The following is an 18,923-nucleotide window of genomic DNA, read 5'->3' as shown; positions in this document are numbered from 1 at the left end:
TTTTTATACCGGTTCACCGAAAATAAAAACGTGAAAATCAAAGGATACGGAAGAAAAATCGATTAAAACCCGTGTGGTTCGTATGATATATTCATAAAATATCAAAATTCGGTAAAAAATCAAATCATATCTTGACAAATCGCGGTTTTCACTCTATTATCTTAAAGAGTGTTGCGCAAAGAGCACGACCGGCGCTTTTTCCCGCCGAGGGCGGGAGGGAGATATGCTTTTCTCTCTTTTGGGCAAACACCGCTTTTTTATTAGTTGCGTTTGCATCTGAGAAATATCGGCTTCGCTCTGTTGCCGCAGTCAGCAGTGATTGTGAAAAATCCTTTGCGGGGGGCAGCGAATACGGCGGGGCTGGGCTTGCGTTAGAGCCGAAATTTTGGTTTGGCGCAACTTTGACGATTACCGCAAAGGGGATGCACAAATGGAGAATAACACCATTATTTCATTGCAGAACATTGATGTGTCGTTTGGCAAGGAGAATGTGCTGAAAAGCTTCAATCTCAATATCCGCGACGGCGAGTTCGTTACGCTGCTGGGGCCCTCGGGCTGCGGCAAAACGACGACTCTGCGCATTATCGGCGGATTTATAACGCCCGACACAGGCGATGTTTTTTTTAACGGTAAAAAAATCAACGACCTGCCGCCGCATAAGCGGGAGGTCAATACCATTTTTCAAAAATACGCTCTGTTCCCGCACCTGAACGTGTTTGAAAATGTGGCGTTCGGCATGCGCGTACACAAAAAGCCGGAAGCGCAGATTCGCGAAACGGTTGGCCGCATGCTCGAAATGGTAAACCTCGGCGGGTTCGCCCGCCGCAGCGTCAATTCGCTTTCGGGCGGGCAGCAGCAGCGCGTGGCCATCGCGCGGGCGCTGGCCAACGAGCCCAAGGTGCTTTTGCTGGACGAGCCGCTCGGCGCGCTCGATTTAAAGCTGCGCAAGGACATGCAGACAGAGCTCAAAAAAATTCAGCAGCAGCTGGGTATCACGTTTGTGTTTGTCACGCACGATCAGGAGGAGGCCCTCTCCATGTCCGACACCGTCGTCGTCATGGACAAAGGGCGCATCCAGCAGATCGGCACGCCGCAGGATATTTACAACGAGCCGCAGAACGCCTTTATCGCCGACTTTATCGGCGAGAGCAATATCCTCGACGGCGTGATGCACCGCGACTTCCTCGTGGAGTTCGCGGGCCGTAAATTCGACTGCCTCGATAAGGGCTTTCGCCCCATGGAGCCGGTGGACGTCGTCATTCGCCCCGAGGACATCGAGGTTGTCCCCCCTGTGGAGGGCCATATCTCCGGCGTGGTAACGTCCGTCAACTTCAAGGGCGTGCATTACGAGATCATTGTGGATGTGCAGGACTTTAAATGGATGATCCAGTCCACGGAGTACCAGGAGGTCGGCGACGAGATCGGCCTGATTTTGCAGCCCGACGACATCCATATCATGAAAAAATCAGAGTATTCCGGCATGTTTGGCGATTACAGTACCTTCAGCGACGAGATGGAGGAGGATTCTCAGCCCGCGGAAGAGGGAGAGGAGGCTGAGAGCTGAATGATCAAATCGAAAACGGCGTTCGCGCCTTACCTTGTCTGGATGGGAATTTTCATTATCGTTCCGATGATTCTGGTGGGCTACTTTGCGTTTACCGACCAGCACGGCGCTTTCACACTGAAAAACCTGGCGGAGGTGGGGCAGTATTCCAATGTGTTTCTGCGCTCCATCTGGCTGGGCCTGATCGCCACGGTGATCTCGCTCCTGCTGGGGTACCCTCTGGCGTACCTGATTTCGCGCACCGGTTCGCACCGGCAGGGAATGCTGATCATGCTGATCATGCTCCCCATGTGGATGAATTTTCTGCTGCGCACCTATGCGTGGATGACCCTGCTCGAAGACAGCGGGATCATCAACACCTTCCTTGCCGGCCTCGGGCTTGGGCGGCTGCACCTGATCAACACGGCAGGCGCGGTGGTGCTCGGCATGGTGTACAATTATATTCCGTATATGATTCTGCCGATTTACTCGGTGCTCACCAAAATCGATGAGAGCGTGATCGAAGCGGCGCAGGATCTTGGCGCCGGACGGCGTAAGGTGTTCCTCAAGGTGACGCTGCCCATGAGCATGCCGGGGGTCATTTCGGGCGTGACGATGGTGTTTGTACCATCGGTGAGCACGTTCATAATCTCCAAGATGCTGGGCGGCGGCGGGAACCTTTTGATCGGCGACCTGATCGACATGCAGTTCCTCGGCAGCGCCTACAACCCGAACCTTGGCTCTGCGATATCGCTGGTGCTGATGGTGCTGATCCTGATCTGCATGGGCATCATGAACCAGTTCGACGAGGGCGGCAGTGAAGACGGGGAGGGGATGCTGATATGACGAAAACCGTATCCCGCCTGTATATGGCGCTCGTGTACCTGTTTTTGTACGCCCCGATTTTTATTTTGATCATCTTTTCGTTCAACGATTCCTCCACCATGAGCCGTTCGGTGTGGTCGGGCTTTTCGCTGCGCTGGTATCGCCAGCTCTTTCAGGACCGCCTGATTATGGAGGCGCTGCAGAACACGCTGATTATCGCGCTGATTTCCTCGCTGGGGGCGACGGCGATCGGTACGGCGGCGGCCATCGGCATCAACGGCATGAAGCGCTTTACGCGCAAGGCCGTGATGAACATCACGAATTTCCCGATGGTGAACCCCGAAATCGTCACCGGCGTATCGCTGATGCTGCTGTTTGTATTCTTTGCCCGCGCGCTTGGCGGGGTTTCGCTCGGCATGGTGTCGCTGATTCTGGCGCACATCACGTTCTCTCTGCCGTATGTGATTTTGTCTGTGCTGCCGAAGCTCCGGCAGATGGATCCACATTTGTACGAAGCAGCGCAGGATTTGGGCTGCCCGCCGGTCAAATCCTTTTTGAAGGTGGTTCTGCCCGAAATCATCCCCGGCGTTGTCACCGGCATGATCATGGCGTTTACACTGTCGATCGATGATTTTGTCATCAGCTACTTTACCAGCGGAACAACCCAAACGCTGCCGATTTATATTTATTCCATGACCAGAAAACGGATCAGCCCCGAAATCAACGCGCTGAGTACGCTGCTGTTCGGTACGATTCTGGTGCTGCTGCTGATCGTCAATGTCCGCCGCTCGAAGGACAAACAGCAGGAGGCGGAGAGGGAGGAGGCATAGGCTCTTGAAAAAAAGATTGGCGGCTTTCGCGCTTTCCCTTTTCTTTTTATGGCCCGCGGCGCTCCCCGTTTCGGCCCGGGCCGACGGGGAAGCGACGCCCAAAACAGGCGTGACCATCAATGTGTATAACTGGGGAGAATATATCTCCAACGGCGTCGACGACAGTATCGACGTCAACAAGGAATTTACCCGCAGAACGGGGATTCAGGTGAACTACACCACCTTTGAAAGCAACGAGAATCTGTATGCAAAGCTGGTCAGCGGCGGCGCAAATTACGATGTGATCATTCCGTCGGATTACATGATCTCGAAGCTGATCAAGGAAAATCTGGTGCAGAAGCTGGACTATCAAAATATTCCGAACAGCAAGTATATCGATCAGGACTTTTTAAAGCCTGTTTACGACCCGACCAACGAATATTCCGTGCCCTATACCTGGGGCGTCGTCGGCATCTTTTATAACAAAAAGTATGTAAAAGAAACGGTGGACAGCTGGGACATTCTGTGGGACGAGAAATACGCGGGGAAAATCCTGATGTTCGATAACCCGCGTGATGCGTTCGGCATCGCTCAAAAGCGCCTGGGCTTTTCCTTCAACAGCACCGACCCGAATGAGTGGGAGGAAGCGGCCATGCTGCTGAAAAAGCAGAAGCCGCTGGTGCAGGCCTACGTGATGGATCAGATTTTCGACAAAATGGCCAGCGGCGAGGCTTGGCTCGCGCCCTATTACGCCGGCGACGCGGCCACTCTGGTGGACTCCAACTCCGACATCGGCTTTGCGATTCCAACCAAGCAGGGCACGAACTTCTTTGTGGACGCCATGTGCATTCCCACCAGCGCGCAGCATAAGGCGGCGGCGGAAGCGTACATCAACTTCTTGTGCGATCCTGAAATCGCTGCGGCCAACGTGGATTATATCGGCTATTCCACACCGGAGAGTGCCGCCAAGGCCCTGCTGCCGGAGGAGGTTCAGAATAACCCGATCTATTACCCGCCCAAAGAGATTCTGGAGAAGGCCGAAACCTTTGCCACGCTGCCGGACGATACCAACCTGCTGCTCGACACCCTGTGGGCGGAGGTGAAGATGGGCGGCCCGGGGCAGACGGCGACGCTGATCGCCATTCTCGCCGGATTTTTGCTGCTGTATATCGCAGTAGTGCTGTATAAGCGCCATAAGCGAAGATGGGATTTCAAGTAAAGCGAAAACTGTTTGATTTTACGTTCCCTATGAAAAACGAAGCGCGCCTCAAAGACCTGCGAAAGGGTTCTTTGAGGCGCGCTTTTGTATGGCTGTCAGTTTTTGAGCGCACAGACCAATTTTTATGGATCGGCCTGAAAAGATGCCGGATTCTGCAAGCGGAGGGTCTGTTATTTTCTCGATTCCAGAGTGGGTGTTTTAGAAACGTTCCGGTTCATTCGGCAGAAGATAGCCCGAAAATCGAATCCCCTTCCCATTGTGTGACAAGCCGCATAGAATAGGAAAAAAAGGAGGAGTTTAAAATGCCGATGCCCTTCTGGTGGCTTTTCCCGCCCTGCGGGCAGTGCTCCGGGCTGCCATGGAGGCCGCCGTCCCGGCGGCCAAGGCCCCCGCATCCGACAGGACCGCCCAGACCTCCGCATCCGCCCGGGCCACCGCGCTCGCCAAGATAATCCGTCTAAAAGCGGGGCTTACCGCCTCGCTTTTGCATTGTAGCTTAGAATACCATAAACCGGAGCAGGCGTCGACAGAGCTGGGGCCGAACGGCCCGAAAGCAGTAGAGGTAATGCGGCTTTGGGGTTGAGCATATTGGCGATTTCTCTCAAAACCACGTTTTTCATCGTTCTTTTATGTGGATGACATCATTTTACCCAATAATCCACAAACTTCTTAAAAAAATTTTTTCACAACAGAGATTTCATTTTATGCTACAATAAAAGTATCAACTAAGTGGAACGGGGAGCAACTATGACATATAACAGAAATAGAACGCGGACGCTGCTGCTGAAATCGGTGATGATCCTCCTGGGTGCGACGCTTTCTTCCATCGGACTCGAAATCTTTTTGATTCCAAATAATATCATCGACGGCGGTATTGTGGGCATTTCCATCATGAGCAGTTATCTTACGCATTTCCCGCTGGGGATCTTCACCTTCTGTTTGAATGTCCCGTTCCTGATCATGGGCTACCGGCAGATTGGCAAAACCTTTGTCCTTTCCACTTTGTTTGCGATTATCTGTCTTTCGGTCGGGGTTTCGCTGCTTCACCCCATTTCGGGGCTGACGCACGATGTATTTCTCGCGGCGATTTTCGGCGGGATCATCAACGGCGCCGGCGTCGGCCTGATTATTCGCGCCGGCGGTTCGCTGGACGGAACGGAGATGATCGCGATCATCTTCGATAAGAAGATCAGCTTTTCCATCGGCGAAATCGTTATGTTTTTCAATGTGTTTATTCTTGGTGCCGCCGGCTTTTTATATGGATGGGATCGCGCAATGTATTCGCTTGTCACCTATTTTATTGCGTTCAAGGTGATCGATATTGTGGTGGAGGGCTTCGACAGCTCCAAGGGAGTCATGATTGTTTCGGACTGCTATTCGGACATTGCCGCCGCGCTGACCGACCGTCTTGGGCGGGGCGTTACGCTGCTTGAGGGGCAGGGCGGCTATTCCAGGCTTGAAACAACGGTGATTTATGTTGTGGTATCGCGTCTGGAGATTACGAAGCTCAAATCCATCGTGCTCGGGTTTGACAGCGACGCGCTGATTACCATCGGAACTGTCGAGGTGGCGGGGAAAAAGTACCGCAAGAAAGCGATCCACTGAGTTTGAAACGCACCAAAAAGAACCCCCTGCTTCGGTTTTTGCGGAGCATGGGGGTTTTAGCGCTTTCCGGCAGATTTCGGAACGAACGGTGAAGGCGCTGTGTTTGCGCGCTCAACAGATCTGCTCTGCCATTCGCAGCCATCCGTTCAAATTTTTTTCATTTCAAATTTAAGATATCCTAACTAAATTGCAACACTCTGTACACATCGGCAGGGTATAGTAATATCAATGAAACAAAACACTGCATCACAGTCCGGCGGAGTGGACGGAATACCGTGCCGCCGGGCAGCAGACCAACAACAAGAGCCTGTGCAACAGGACTCATTACCATAAATCCTTTTTCGTTTTCCTTCCTTGCAAGCCGCCCGTTAGCCGGGCGGTTTTCTTTTTTTTGCATATGATATTCCGAGGTGATGAGAATGTGTAGCTCGGGGGATGATTTTGTGCTGGCCGCCGCGGCCATTGCCATTTCCATTTCGCAGGGAAAAAGCGCCGCCGAGGTGAACATTCTGGGGGAGCTTTTCAGTGCGATCGGCGATAATCTGGGACTTATCGCGGCAAAAAAAGAAATCTGCGAAAGCGCTTCAAACGGATTCTGACCGATAAGTCTCCGCGCGAATCGCGGTGGGTGCCCATGGAGCCGGGTGCTTTCAGCTGCAGCGGGCAAAAAAATTCCGCCGCCGAAAACAGCCGGAAGCGGAAAGCAATAAATATTGATTTAGCATTTAAAACAGGTTACACAGCTTTGTGGCGCGGGTTTTGGGTAACCACCTGCGCCGCCTGATAGAGCGCATTTAACAGGTCTGTTTCATATTGAAGAGAAAGTGTTTCAAGCTTTGAGTACACTTCCCCCTCATAGGTGGCCACATATTTGGCAGGAAGGCGGTTTAAGGCATAAGAAGCAATGTCCATTCTGCATTTGTCACACTGGCAGCAGCCCAGCTTGTCGATGGTTTCATCCAGTTTTAGAAGAACCATCTGTTCCATCATATTTTTCAGAATCACTTCCATGGCAAATCACCCGCCCTCTTCCTCAATACATCCAATAATTTTCTGTAAATATATAGTAGCACAACTACTTTTTGAAGTAAATTAGAGCTATTGTACAAATTACAGGCACAGCCTTTGGGGCAAAGACCTTGGGTTTGCCATGGATTCCGCTGTGCAGAATCACCTTTTTCGCTCCCTTTGGGCCGCCCGAACCAAAATCTGCGTGTTCATACCTGAGACATACTTTTCTAGTATTATGTTAACAAATAGATTGATGGAGGTCTGGATATGAGCCAAAATGAGAAAGCGGTCCTGCAAAGCAAGCTAACAGTGTATTCGGTCTGCTACCAGGAGGCCAAAAAAGCGAAGGACCTTAAGCGCATGGCGCGCCTCGGAATGATCATTCATGATTTGAAAAATGAATTGTCCATACTGGTAGATTAGGCAGCAGCTCTTGCGTGACAGCAGGAGCTGCTTTTGTTTGCGTTCGGGTGCCTTCTGTTTCGGGAGTGCGAACGAACCATATCCACTTTCTATGATAAGGACGGTCATCCGATAAGGTAGAATAAGTCGCGCAAATTTCTAAATGGATAAAAAAGACATAGTATGCAGTCTTTGATAGAATGAAGTTACGACACACATACTGAAAGGAGACAGCAAACCATGACTGAGAAAATTGTACAGTTAAATGAGGGAGGCGCTCAAAGCCGCGGCCGACGGCGCCGGGAATCAACTCATTCCCGGTGAGGGAGAAAAAACTGACACTACCGGTACAAAATAACCGTGACGCGTCTAGCGCACCGCCTAAAACCGAATAGGTATGAAAAATCCCGTCCTGTGTAAACTGCAGGATGGGATTTTTGATTTTAATTCAATTTATATTGACGTTTATCGATTTGATACATATAATATTCATATCGAAGTTTATGAATGTGAGGAACCGATATGGAAAACTATTCGGATTATATAAAGGTGTTTAAAGCGCTGGGCGAAACCAAAAGAGCAATGATTATAGATATGCTCTCCTGCGGGGAGCTTTGTGCTTGCATGATTTTAGAGAAGTTTGAGATGTCCCAATCCACACTGTCCCATCACATGAAACTTCTGTGCGAGTGTGGACTTGTCAAAAGCAGAGAGGAAGGCAAATGGACGTACTATTCGCTGAATGCGGATACCATCAGTAAAACAAAGCAATTTTTCTGTCATATCACATCTGATAAGGAAAATTGCATTTGCAAAGAAAACATCGATTGCTGCAAAGGCTGTGGTGAAAACGAGCAAAAGACCTCTTAATCTCCGATGCAGAGCCTGAAAACTGAATCTAGAATGGAGTTGTCTGTTATGAAAAAAATGAAAATATTTGAACCGGCCATGTGCTGCCCTACTGGACTTTGCGGAGTGGGCGTCGATCCTGAACTGCTGCGTATTTCCACTGTGCTGGACACACTGAAAAAACGCGGGGTAAATGTAGAACGCTTTAATCTTAGCAGTGCACCGAGGGAGTTTATCACCGACCAAACGATTAACGCTTATATCCATACCAAGGGGCCGGAAGGCTTGCCCGCCGTTGTGGTAGATAGCAAAATTGTGATTACAGGCCGATACCCCACCAATGAAGAATTTACGAAGCTGCTCGATCTTCCTGAAGGAATGCTGACAAAACAGAGCGAGGCTGCAAAAGTAAAAATCACCAGGAAAAAGTCTGGCGGCTGCGATTGTAAGGGAGGTTGCTGCTGATGGAGCTTTTTCATCCCTTGACGGTCTCTTTGACTAAGTACCTCTTTTTTACTGGAAAAGGCGGTGTTGGTAAAACCAGCATCGCCTGTGCTACTGCCGTATCTCTTGCAGACAACGGAAAACGGGTATTGCTGATTAGTACCGACCCTGCCTCCAACTTACAGGATGTATTTTCGATGAAATTGACGAACAAGGGAACGCCCATCCACGACATACCAAATCTGGTCGTGGCGAACCTTGATCCCATACAGGCCGCGGCCGAGTACCGGGAAAGCGTGATAGCACCCTATCGCGGCAAACTGCCCGAGTCGGTCATCGCCAATATGGAAGAGCAGCTTTCCGGCTCCTGTACAGTGGAAATAGCAGCTTTTAACGAGTTTTCCAGCTTTATTACAGACGGTAAAGCACAACAGGAATATGACTATATTATTTTCGACACGGCCCCTACGGGCCACACGCTGCGGATGCTCCAGCTTCCGTCTGCGTGGAGTAATTTCATCAGCGAAAGCACACATGGCGCGTCCTGCTTGGGCCAGCTTTCCGGCTTAGAAAGCAAGAAAGCGATTTACAAGCGGGCTGTGGAAACACTGGCTAATAGAAACCTGACCACGCTGATTCTCGTCACCCGCCCCGAAACTGCACCGTTCAAGGAGGCAGAACGGGCTTCCGGTGAGCTTTCTGCGTTGGGCGTTCACAATCAAATATTGGTTGTCAACGGCGTACTGACGGAACACAGTGACGCCTTATCTTCCAGCTTATATGAAAAGCAGCAGACGGCTCTCACTGCAATGCCTGAAAGCCTACAAGCGCTTTCGCTCTCTATGGTGCCGTTGCGGGCATATAATGTCACGGGACTTTCTAATGTGCGCGCCCTGCTGAATACCGACCATGTTACCATGCACACGGAAACGTTGAACGCTGCCGGTATCCCTTCGTTGAACGATGTGATAGATGAACTGGCGGCAGACGGAAAGCGTGTTATTTTCACAATGGGTAAGGGCGGCGTAGGTAAAACTACTGTTGCCGCTGCTGTTGCGCTGGGACTTGCAAAGCGTGGAAAGAGAGTCCACCTCACCACCACTGATCCCGCCGCACATCTTAAATTTGTGCTGGATGAAACGAGCGACGTTTCCATGAGTCATATTGACGAGGCCGAAGAACTGAAAAAGTATCAATCTGAGGTGCTTTTTAAGGCGCGCGCTTCGGGCATGGGCGATGAAGATATTTCCTATGTGGAGGAGGATCTGCGTTCTCCCTGCACACAGGAAATCGCCGTATTCCGTGCCTTTGCGGAGGTGGTGGATAAAGCCAACGATCAAGTAGTAGTAATCGACACAGCGCCCACAGGTCACACCCTTCTTTTACTGGAATCTACGCAGAGCTACAACCACGAAATCGAACGTACCAAGGGTGAAATTCCTGAATCGGTAATGCGGTTGTTGCCCCGGTTGAAATCCAATGAGACCGAGGTTGTCATTGTGACTTTGCCCGAAGCAACCCCTTTCTATGAGGCGTTACGTTTGGAAGACGATTTGAAGCGGGCGGGGATTGCTGCAAGATGGTGGGTAATCAATCAATCCCTTTATGGTGCGAACACCACCAACCCCATACTGGCGGCAAAAGCAGCAAACGAAGTAGAATGGCTCAACCGTATTGATGAACATGCACATAGTCAATTTGCGCTGATTGCGTGGAGTTCCGATGAGATCAAAGGCGATCGCCTGTTAACTCTTTCAGGGGATAAATATGGTTAAAGTCGCATTTATCTGTGTCCACAACTCTTGCCGCAGCCAGATTGCAGAGGCGTTGGGCAAACATCTTGCCGGCGATGTATTTGAAAGCTATTCGGCAGGAACAGAAACAAAATCGCAAATCAATCAGGATGCAGTTCGCTTGATGAAACAGCTTTACGGGATTGACATGGAAAAGACACAGCGTTCAAAGCTGCTTTCAGAACTTCCACCAATTGATATGGTTGTTACAATGGGTTGTAATGTCGATTGCCCCTATCTCCCCTGTAAGCACAAGATCGATTGGGGGTTGGATGACCCGACGGGAAAAAGCGACGAGGAGTTTGTTAGAACCATTGGAGCAATAGAAGAAAACATCAAAGAGCTTGCATTAAAATTGATTTCGTCCAAAGAAACATAAATGCCTGGATGATCGTTTGGAGCAGAGCATAAAAAGTAGCGCCCTCATCTCCCAACCATGGATGAGGTTGAAAATATTAGTTTTTCCAGTCCACACTTAGTCCACATAAAAGTGATAATTCGAGTTGGTTTAAGTTTAAACGAAAACAAAGAGAAACCGCATGAACACTGACTTTTTCAGCATTCATGCGGTTTTAAAGCTGGTCCGAGTGGCGAGACTTGAACTCACGGCCTCTTGACCCCCAGTCAAGCGCGCTACCAACTGCGCCACACCCGGAATTGCAACGTGGATTATTCTATCATACTTGTAGGCAAAACGCAATCCTTTTTTTGAGAAATTTTGAATTTTTTGCGGTTTTCGGGCCGGTAAAACCGGCAGAATAGATAAGACGCTTGATTTTCCGCACTTTGCAGACTAAGATAAAGGAAAGAGACGGACGATGGGAGGATTCTGAATGACAAAGATGGAGCAGTTCCAGCAGATGATAGACGAAAGCAGCCGAATTGTGTTTTTCGGCGGGGCAGGGGTATCTACGGAGAGCGGAATTCCCGATTTTCGCAGTGTGGACGGCCTGTATCACCAGTCGTTCCGCTACCCGCCGGAGGAAATGCTGAGCCACAGCTTTTATGTGCGGCACACGGCGGAGTTTTTTGATTTTTACCGCAAAAAAATGCTGTGTCTGGACGCGCAGCCCAATGCAGCCCACCGCAAGCTGGCGGAGCTGGAGCGGGCGGGCAAGCTGTTGGCGGTCGTGACCCAGAATATCGACGGCCTGCATCAAAAGGCGGGCAGCAGGCGGGTATACGAGCTGCATGGCTCGGTTCACCGCAACTATTGCCAGAAATGCCATAAAGAATACAACGCCGAATTTATTCTGCACAGCGAAGGGATCCCCACCTGCACCTGCGGCGGCACCGTCAAGCCCGATGTGGTGCTGTATGAGGAGGGGCTTGATCAGGACGTGATCAACGGTGCGGTCAGCGCGATCCGCAAGGCGGATATGCTGATCATCGGCGGAACCTCGCTGGCCGTGTACCCGGCCGCCGGGTTGATCCATTCGTTTGCCGGCAGCCGACTGGTCGTGATCAACCGCTCTTCCACGCCTGCGGATCAGAGTGCGTCGCTGATGATGAGCGAGGCGATCGGAGAGATTTTCAGCCAAGTAAAAATTACCGGAATTTAACATGTATTTTTAAGAAGAAAATGCCTGTTTTTGGTTGACATAATCTTCCTGATGGTCTAAGATGGAACTAACGCAAGGAAGGAGACCTCAGCAAAGATGAAACAACCGAAAAGTGCGAAATCAAAATCGACAAAACGTAAAATTGTATCCGCAGCAGCTGTTCTACTGGCTGCCGTGCAGATGTCCGCCACGGCTTCCGCGGCGGTGCCGGTGTTCGGCCAGCTCAGCCTGACCAATCTGGTCGCGACCTCTCTGATGAGCGATTACAGCAGAACGGTGGCGCCCGGTCTAGTGGAAACAAGATTTACGTATACCAATTTAAATTGTAAAATCAATGAGTGCTTTATGCTGGAATACGATCCCTCTGCGGGGCAGATCGGCATTACGGTCGGCACACCGGGAGACACTACATATGCGGGCGGTTACCATGCCGCCACGGTGCGCGCGCAGGCCGCCGCGGCCATGGCCAGGGGGAAACCGGTCGTCGCGGCGATCAACGGCGACATGTTCAATATGACCACCAATCAGCCGTGGGGTGTCGTCGTCAAGGACGGCGTTGAATTGCAGGGCGCCGTGTCCTCCCGCGCCTACCGCTGGAACTTTTTCGGCATAAAAAAGGACGGCACTCCCGTGATCGCTTCCAATGCCGATTACCCGCAGATGAAATCCGAGCTGCAGAACGCGATCGGCCTGTATGATACCCTCCTTGTTAAGGACGGCAACGTCGTCGCGCAAAAGGATGCGGATCAAAGAACCTTTTCGCCGCGGCTTGGCGTCGGCCTTCGTGCCGACGGAACCGTGTTTTTCATCATGGTAGACGGTCGGCAGTCGCAGTATTCCACGGGGGCGACGCTCAAGGAATTCGCACAGCTGATGAAGGATATGGGAGCGGTGCAGGCCGGCAATCTGGATGCGGGCGGTTCCGCCACGCTGCTCAGCCGCAATTACGGCAGCAGCACGCTGCTGCTGCGCAACAAGCCCTCCGACGGCAGGGAGCGCCCGGTTCCCAATTCCCTGCTCTTTGTTACCAAAAGCAGGTCGATGTAGTCTGGACCGTTTTTGATTTTGCAAATCATTGAAAAATCGCAAAAAATCTCCTTTCCCTGAAAAGCGGATCCTCATCCGGCTGATTGGGGAAAGGAGTTTTTTTCTTCAGCTGGCGGACTTCATCTCCAGCCGCAGCTTGTCGCTGATCATGGCGATAAACTCACTGTTTGTGGGCTTTCCGCGGGTGTTGTGAATCGTGTACCCAAAATAGGAATTCAGGATGTCGATGTCGCCTCTGTCCCAGGCAACCTCAATGGCGTGTCGAATCGCACGCTCCACACGCGAGGGAGTTGTCTCATACCGCTTGGCCACACTGGGATACAGCTGTTTGGTTACGGCGTTGATAATGTCTGGTGTCTGCACGGCCATAATAATGGAATCCCTCAGATAATGGTACCCCTTAATATGAGCCGGGACACCGATCTGATGAAGGATTTCTGTGACCTGAATTTCAAGGGAAGGTTTGCCTTTTGGTGCCGGTACCGAAGCCTGTTCCGATTTTGGGGCGATACTGCCGCATATTTTTAAGATCCTCTGGGCCAGCTCTTTTGCGTCGAACGGTATGATTACAAAATATGCAGCTCCGGAAAGCATTACCTCACGCTCCAGCGTGGGGCTGCTGAATGTAGACATGACAATGAAGGAAGGCGCCTTGGAGGCGTACTTTTTTCTAATCCCATGAATGACTCCGATCGCATCCAGTCGGGGCATGAACAGGTCCAGAAGAACGACGTCGGGTTGTTCGAGATCAATATGGTCTAAGACCCTCAGTCCATCCTTTGGAGAATAGACGACATCAATACCCGCAACTTCAAAATCATGAGAATAGCTTCGAGCAAATTCGTCAGTGTCATTAGAAATCAGCAGTTTTAAATGTTTTTCCATGAACATATCCCCCTGTTTTTTAATTTACAGGCTTATAATACCATATATTGGCATTTATGGCAATACCTTACACAATATTTTTTACGCGAATTTGGTAATTATATTTCAAAATATAAAAATATTTCGTGTTAAGATGCCTTTTCCGTGCTCTCCAGACTCGTTTTTTCAGAGATTTCCAACATGTTTTCTGCCAGAATTCCGTAGCCGCGCGTCGGATCATTGACAAATACATGGGTTACAGCGCCCACTAATTTCCCGTTTTGCACAATTGGGCTGCCGCTCATTCCCTGAACAATTCCTCCCGTTTTGCCGAGCAGATCAGGATCAGTCACTTTAACGACCAGATTCTTCGTTTTGGTGCCGTCCTGATAGTTGATCGATTCGATTTCAATGCCATAGGGCCTGGGTGCCGTTCCGTCCACTGTGGTGTAAATCTGTGCGGCGCCTGTTTTTACTTCCTGCTTTGCGGCAAGGGGGATCGCCTGCGCAGGAACAGGAGAGGCATTCAGTGTGCCGTATACGCCGGCTTCAGAATTGGCCTGCAGCTGGCCGACAGGGAAATCGTTGTTGAAATAGCCGCGCAGTTCGCCGGCGCGGCCCTTCTGGCCCTTGACAATTCCGCTGATGGTCACGGAGATAACGTCGCCGCTGCGAAGCGGCATCAGCTCGTTTGTGTCCACGTCGCAGATGCCGTGCCCAAGGCCGCCGAACGCTCCGTTCGACGGGTCATAAAAGGTTACGGTGCCAATACCGGCAGTACTGTCGCGCACCCAAAGGCCGCCCTTATAACTTCCGTCCACATCGGACAGAATAGGGGTAAGGGTTGCTGTGAGTGCTTCTTCGTTCCGTTTAATGGAAAGCTTGACCGGTTCGCCGGCGCTGCTTTCGATGAGCTTTGCCACCTGGCTGTTTTGGGTAACGGCCTTCCCGTTCACCGCGGTAATGATGTCGCCCACCTTCACGCCCGCCACAGCGGCGGGATTAATCATTTTTCCGGCGCTCTCAATGTCGGCCACGCCGACCACCATCACGCCGTTTGTAAACATTTTGATGCCGAAAGGAGTACCGCAGGGCACCAAAAGCTTTTCCTGCACCACCTTCACGCTGACCGTTTTGATAGGGATTACGTCAAACAGCATCAGCTGAGCATGGTAATTTTGGTTTGCGGATTTTAAAGCCGACGCGGTAATTTCTTCTTTGTTGACCGTGTCGATAATGCTCAGGCCGGTCTGGTTCAGCCGCAGCTTGGTTCCCGCCGTCACGCGGAACTGGTCGGGCAGGGTGTAGTGGTAGTATCCCACTGCCGACCCTGCCAGCAGAGTAAGTGCGGTGAGCCAGCCGGTCAATCGTTGAAAAAATTTTTTTCTTTTTTTCAAACATTCACCTCCTTTCGCATTTAATCTTTGTCAAATCGAAAGTATTTATGTTGTCAAATCCGCTTTTTTCTGGGCAAATCTGGAAGGAACGGTCGACTTCTTCATACGGTCGGCGGCGAATGTCAGAAATTTTTAAAATTGGTTCAAATTAAGCCGATTAAAAAGAAAATGATTTTAAATCGATGAAAAGTTTGGGTGAAAGTTTGTAAAAAATCCCCGCCGGCGATTGCCAGCGGGGATTGACCTGTTTTATCGCTTTTTTGTACGGCTTTACTCATTTGAAAAGGGTGGCCGGTTCGATCAGCTTGCCGGATTTTTTGATTTCCAGATGCAGATGCGGCTTTTCCACCGATTCGATCGGAACGACGTTCACAGAGCCGATCTTCTGCCCCGCGTCTACTTCATCGCCCTTCTTCACCAGAAAGGTGTCGCCGAGGCCGCAGTAGTACGCGGTGATTCCGTCCCTGTGCTCAATCACTGCAACATTGCCCAGATTCCCGTCTGCGTACAGGTCCGTGACCTTTCCGCTGTCGATGGCCTTGACCGGGTCGCCGATCTTTGCCTCAAAATCTGTGCCGGAGTGAACACGCCAGTCCTGCATCGTGTCGGAAAAGATGGGGTTGTCTCCGCTGTAATTTTTGGTAATCTTCGGGGTTTCCCCAACCGGGTAAACGTAAGATGCGGGTTTGGCCGCCGTCTGTTTGGCGGGCTGCTCCGGTTTGCTCGAAGCGGTCTTGCCCGGTGCCTGAGACGATGCAGCCGGTTTGGACGAAGACGGGGCAGCGGACTGCGGTGCGCTGGCCTGCGGCTGAGACGAGGACTCCTCCGGCTTGCTGCTGGCATAAACGCCCGACTGCGTGCGCCCGGTGGGCGAGGTGGAATACGAGGACGTATCCTGCGGGTTGGCATATTTCACGACACTGTCATACGTAGTCCAGGCGGCGACGCCAACGGCAACCAGGCAAACGCCCAGCGCGACATAAAAACCCTTGTTGCTTTTCTTTGGGGATTGATTTTCTGATTTAAAATGCAGACTGCTCATCTGTAAAAGCACCTCCGAGGCTATTTTGACCAGAAAAAAGAACAAATATGCCGTTCCAGACAAATCTGCGGTGAAAAAGTAAAAAAACGGGTCTTTCCTCCCGCGAAAGGCGGAAGAAAAGACCCGCTGCAACGAATGATTTCGATTTTAAAAATAAAAATCAAACAAAAAATACAGCAAAGAGAAAAAAGACCGAATCCAATTGATTCGGTCTTTTTTCGTTAGCTTGAGGGGTATATTGAGGAGGGTAGAACTTTGTATTCTGATGGTGCGGCTCCATCGTTTGAATACACTCATATTATAATTTGAATTCACGGGGCAGTTGTTAATACGCTATGAATATTCTTTTAACTTTTGGAGTCATGTCATTTTGCATTAAAATAAGGAGAAACGGGCCCTGAAAACAAAAAAATTGTGAAAAATCCGCAAACATTTGTTTGCAATTTATAGAGCCCTGTGGTATGATAAAATTGACTTAGAATACCTGGGAGGAAATGGGATGAAAGGACTCAGCAGCAGCCAGAAAAAAATATATGAGTACTTAAAAGATAGAGCACAATACGGCCTGCCGCCCTCCGTGCGGGAGATCTGCAAGGCGACCGGCCTGAAATCCACTTCGACCGTTCACCTGCACCTCAAAACGTTGGAGGATATGGGCTACATTCGGCGCGAGGCCGGCCTCAATCGCGCCATTCATATTGAAGGGGCCGAGCAGGTGAGCCGTGTGCCAATTTTGGGCAGAGTAACCGCCGGCGTGCCGATTCTGGCCGTAGAGGAGGTAGAGGGCTACCTGCCTTTGGTAGGGCACCGTTACCCCGAAAAGGAGCTGTTCGCGCTGCGCGTACAGGGCGACAGCATGAAAAACGCCGGGATTCTCGACGGGGATTACATTATCGCTCACCGACAGGATACGGCGGAAAACGGGCAGATCGTCGTTGCGCTGATCGACGACGAGGCTACGGTAAAACGAATTTTCTTTGAGCAGGAGTACATTCGCTTGCAGCCGGAAAACCCCGCGTTTTCTCCAATCTTTTCTCAGAGCGCGCTGGTGCTTGGCCGTGTGATTTCTGTTTACCGGTATTATTAAAGCTCGTTTTCTTGAAAAGGAGTATTTACCGGGTGCCATTTTATTGGTTCGGTATTTAGAAACAGATCGTTTGGACCAATGAGATGTCTTGTAAAAGAGAGAACACAGCGTGGAGGTGCAGTGTGTATGGCAAAGCATGAGTTTGGTATAATGCAAAAAAATCCAGGGCTCTGGGAACAGTTCAACAGTTATGAGCCGGAAAGATATCATTGTATTGCAATTGATGATGACATAATTGCGCCGCTTCTGTCCGATTTTCAGCAGATTGACTGTTATTGGCATACGTTACAGAGAAAAGAGAAGGGCCTTGCTTATTGGGGAATTACATTGCTGCCGCCGGAGTCGTTAGAGATTTTTATCAAAGTTTTTATTAAGCAGAATGCAGAGAAGCTGTTCCCTCTCATTTATTTGATGAAGGCAGCCAAAGCAGAAGAGAAGTATGTGATCCATTTTGGAATTTAAATGGCAGTTTTTAGAAAAGCTGTGGGAATAGGAACAAAATGCCGCAGAGCTTTGTGTATCTGCGGCATTGTTTATTTTCTAATTTATTCGTTTGCCTTAGCGGTGATCAGAATCGGTAGAAAAAGGCCGAGAACGGCGAGCAGGGTGAAGTATAATTTTCCGCCGCTCCATACTTCGGGGGAAAAGATGTGTTGGATAAAAACAAAAAGGACTGGAAAAAGGATGGGGACGAAGAAGGTCCATAAACGACCGGCACGTAAAATGTGCGGCCAGTTCCGATTGCTGATCCGGATTCCTGCAAGATTCATGCGAAAAAAGCCGTCGCTGTAAGTGTGAATTTTATGTTCGTCATAATAAGCGGGCAAGGTGTCCTTCACCAGTAACTGAAGCCATCCGCCGAAAAACAGGCACAGAAATTCCACGAGAAACAGGTTTTCCCACAGCACGCGGGCCGAATAGCCCCAAAGGGAAAGCAGCAGGATTTCCGTCGCAGACAGGAACAGGCAAAGCAAATAGAACGCGCCCCTTCTTTTGCGGCGATCTCGCTGCTGCTGCCGCTCTCCGGCAGAAAGGCCGATGGCGCCGGTGACCAGCTGCTCTACCTCCTGTATGTTCAGGCGATCCGGCTCTTGAATGTACTGGCCGCTCAGCAGCTCTGTCGTGGTTACGCCAAGCAGATCTGCCAGCGGAATCAGCAGGGTAATGTCGGGCATGCTCAAACCGCGCTCCCACTTGCTGACTGCTTTGTCTGATATACCGATCTGCTCTGCCAGTTCCCGTTGTGTAAAGCCCTTTTGCTTTCTTAACAGGCAGAAAAAAGCGCCGAATTTTTCGGGCTTTACTTCATAGGTCATGGTGACCGCCTCCTTCTTCTTTCATACTACTGCTCCTGCGCAAATCGGGCAACCGACCAGCAGTAGAATCCGGCGGCAACGGTGCTTTTTCGGCTCAACCGCCGGTTT

The 18,923-nt window shown here is 50.5% G+C and carries 22 protein-coding genes and 1 tRNA gene; 16 read left to right on the top strand and 7 right to left on the bottom strand.

What is annotated here, in order from left to right; genetic code table 11:
- The first annotated feature begins 430 nt into the window (after positions 1-430).
- The 7 genes from potA (at position 431) to G340_RS17990 (ending at position 6,600) form a co-directional block, all read left to right on the top strand.
- On the top strand, positions 431-1,564 hold the full coding sequence (potA, locus tag G340_RS0112550) for a spermidine/putrescine ABC transporter ATP-binding protein (RefSeq protein ID WP_020073997.1): 1,134 nt from the start codon (positions 431-433) through the stop codon (positions 1,562-1,564).
- Positions 1,565-2,389, top strand: coding sequence for an ABC transporter permease (locus G340_RS0112545; protein ID WP_020073996.1), 825 nt, complete (start codon positions 1,565-1,567; stop codon positions 2,387-2,389). It abuts the gene before it with no gap.
- The gene (locus G340_RS0112540; RefSeq protein WP_020073995.1) at positions 2,386-3,198 is read left to right on the top strand and encodes an ABC transporter permease; all 813 of its coding nucleotides are present in this window, start codon (positions 2,386-2,388) and stop codon (positions 3,196-3,198) included. The genes G340_RS0112545 and G340_RS0112540 overlap by 4 nt, the downstream gene beginning before the upstream one ends.
- A 4-nt stretch (positions 3,199-3,202) precedes the next feature.
- Positions 3,203-4,396, top strand: coding sequence for an ABC transporter substrate-binding protein (locus G340_RS0112535; protein ID WP_020073994.1), 1,194 nt, complete (start codon positions 3,203-3,205; stop codon positions 4,394-4,396).
- Between the two features lie 319 nt (positions 4,397-4,715).
- On the top strand, positions 4,716-4,979 hold the full coding sequence (locus G340_RS0112530; RefSeq protein WP_020073993.1) for a hypothetical protein: 264 nt from the start codon (positions 4,716-4,718) through the stop codon (positions 4,977-4,979).
- 164 nt (positions 4,980-5,143) lie between these two features.
- Positions 5,144-6,001, top strand: a complete 858-nt coding sequence (locus G340_RS0112525) for a YitT family protein (RefSeq protein ID WP_020073992.1) — start codon at positions 5,144-5,146, stop codon at positions 5,999-6,001.
- Positions 6,002-6,420: 419 nt separating this feature from the next.
- Positions 6,421-6,600, top strand: a complete 180-nt coding sequence (locus tag G340_RS17990) for a DUF6774 domain-containing protein (protein WP_154653200.1) — start codon at positions 6,421-6,423, stop codon at positions 6,598-6,600.
- Between the two features lie 136 nt (positions 6,601-6,736).
- On the opposite strand, the gene G340_RS0112510 is transcribed toward G340_RS17990, so the two are convergent.
- Positions 6,737-7,012, bottom strand: a complete 276-nt coding sequence (locus tag G340_RS0112510) for a late competence development ComFB family protein (protein ID WP_020073989.1) — start codon at positions 7,010-7,012, stop codon at positions 6,737-6,739.
- Between the two features lie 267 nt (positions 7,013-7,279).
- Between G340_RS0112510 and G340_RS18255 the strand changes: the two genes are divergently transcribed.
- From G340_RS18255 to G340_RS0112480, 5 genes are all read left to right on the top strand, one after another.
- Positions 7,280-7,435 (top strand): hypothetical protein, encoded by a 156-nt coding sequence (locus G340_RS18255; protein WP_020073988.1) that lies wholly within the window; start codon positions 7,280-7,282, stop codon positions 7,433-7,435.
- A gap of 501 nt (positions 7,436-7,936) precedes the next feature.
- Positions 7,937-8,284, top strand: coding sequence for an ArsR/SmtB family transcription factor (locus tag G340_RS0112495; protein ID WP_020073986.1), 348 nt, complete (start codon positions 7,937-7,939; stop codon positions 8,282-8,284).
- 48 nt (positions 8,285-8,332) lie between these two features.
- Positions 8,333-8,728 carry an arsenite efflux transporter metallochaperone ArsD gene (gene arsD / locus G340_RS0112490; protein WP_020073985.1) on the top strand — a complete coding sequence of 132 codons (396 nt, stop codon included), beginning with the start codon at positions 8,333-8,335 and terminating at the stop codon, positions 8,726-8,728.
- Complete coding sequence (gene arsA / locus G340_RS0112485; protein ID WP_020073984.1) at positions 8,728-10,482, top strand: arsenical pump-driving ATPase; 1,755 nt, start codon at positions 8,728-8,730, stop codon at positions 10,480-10,482. The genes arsD and arsA overlap by 1 nt, the downstream gene beginning before the upstream one ends.
- Positions 10,475-10,879, top strand: coding sequence for an arsenate reductase ArsC (locus G340_RS0112480; protein ID WP_020073983.1), 405 nt, complete (start codon positions 10,475-10,477; stop codon positions 10,877-10,879). Before arsA ends, G340_RS0112480 begins: the two co-directional genes overlap by 8 nt.
- Positions 10,880-11,079: 200 nt before the next feature.
- On the opposite strand, the gene G340_RS0112475 is transcribed toward G340_RS0112480, so the two are convergent.
- A tRNA-Pro gene (locus G340_RS0112475) sits at positions 11,080-11,155 on the bottom strand.
- Between the two features lie 178 nt (positions 11,156-11,333).
- Here G340_RS0112475 and G340_RS0112470 point away from each other — a divergent pair.
- A complete protein-coding gene (locus tag G340_RS0112470; protein WP_020073982.1) occupies positions 11,334-12,062 on the top strand; it encodes an NAD-dependent protein deacylase in 729 nt (242 codons plus the stop codon).
- A gap of 96 nt (positions 12,063-12,158) precedes the next feature.
- Entirely contained in the window at positions 12,159-13,109 is a 951-nt protein-coding gene (locus G340_RS0112465; RefSeq protein ID WP_020073981.1) for a phosphodiester glycosidase family protein, read from the top strand.
- A 105-nt stretch (positions 13,110-13,214) separates the two neighbouring features.
- On the opposite strand, the gene spo0A is transcribed toward G340_RS0112465, so the two are convergent.
- The 4 genes from spo0A to G340_RS0112450 form a co-directional block, all read right to left on the bottom strand.
- Positions 13,215-13,994: a sporulation transcription factor Spo0A gene (gene spo0A, locus G340_RS0112460; RefSeq protein WP_020073980.1), complete on the bottom strand. Its 780-nt coding sequence runs from the start codon at positions 13,992-13,994 to the stop codon at positions 13,215-13,217.
- 128 nt (positions 13,995-14,122) lie between these two features.
- Positions 14,123-15,370: a SpoIVB peptidase gene (spoIVB, locus tag G340_RS0112455; RefSeq protein WP_020073979.1), complete on the bottom strand. Its 1,248-nt coding sequence runs from the start codon at positions 15,368-15,370 to the stop codon at positions 14,123-14,125.
- A 143-nt stretch (positions 15,371-15,513) separates the two neighbouring features.
- Positions 15,514-15,648 (bottom strand): hypothetical protein, encoded by a 135-nt coding sequence (locus tag G340_RS18500; RefSeq protein WP_326522398.1) that lies wholly within the window; start codon positions 15,646-15,648, stop codon positions 15,514-15,516.
- Positions 15,645-16,412 carry a M23 family metallopeptidase gene (locus G340_RS0112450; protein ID WP_154653199.1) on the bottom strand — a complete coding sequence of 256 codons (768 nt, stop codon included), beginning with the start codon at positions 16,410-16,412 and terminating at the stop codon, positions 15,645-15,647. Before G340_RS0112450 ends, G340_RS18500 begins: the two co-directional genes overlap by 4 nt.
- A gap of 499 nt (positions 16,413-16,911) precedes the next feature.
- On the opposite strand from G340_RS0112450, the gene lexA reads away from it, so the two are divergent.
- Positions 16,912-17,499, top strand: a complete 588-nt coding sequence (gene lexA / locus G340_RS0112445; protein WP_020073977.1) for a transcriptional repressor LexA — start codon at positions 16,912-16,914, stop codon at positions 17,497-17,499.
- Positions 17,500-17,625: 126 nt separating this feature from the next.
- Positions 17,626-17,961, top strand: a complete 336-nt coding sequence (locus G340_RS0112440) for a hypothetical protein (RefSeq protein WP_020073976.1) — start codon at positions 17,626-17,628, stop codon at positions 17,959-17,961.
- Between the two features lie 83 nt (positions 17,962-18,044).
- On the opposite strand, the gene G340_RS0112435 is transcribed toward G340_RS0112440, so the two are convergent.
- Positions 18,045-18,815, bottom strand: coding sequence for a helix-turn-helix domain-containing protein (locus G340_RS0112435; protein ID WP_020073975.1), 771 nt, complete (start codon positions 18,813-18,815; stop codon positions 18,045-18,047).
- Positions 18,816-18,923 lie beyond the last annotated feature (108 nt).

Source organism: Faecalispora sporosphaeroides DSM 1294, from assembly GCA_000383295.1.
GTDB classification, from domain to species: Bacteria; Bacillota; Clostridia; order Oscillospirales; family Acutalibacteraceae; genus Faecalispora; species Faecalispora sporosphaeroides.
The sequence above is the reverse complement of the archived record's forward strand: the minus strand, read 5'-3'. Positions and strand labels throughout refer to the sequence as shown.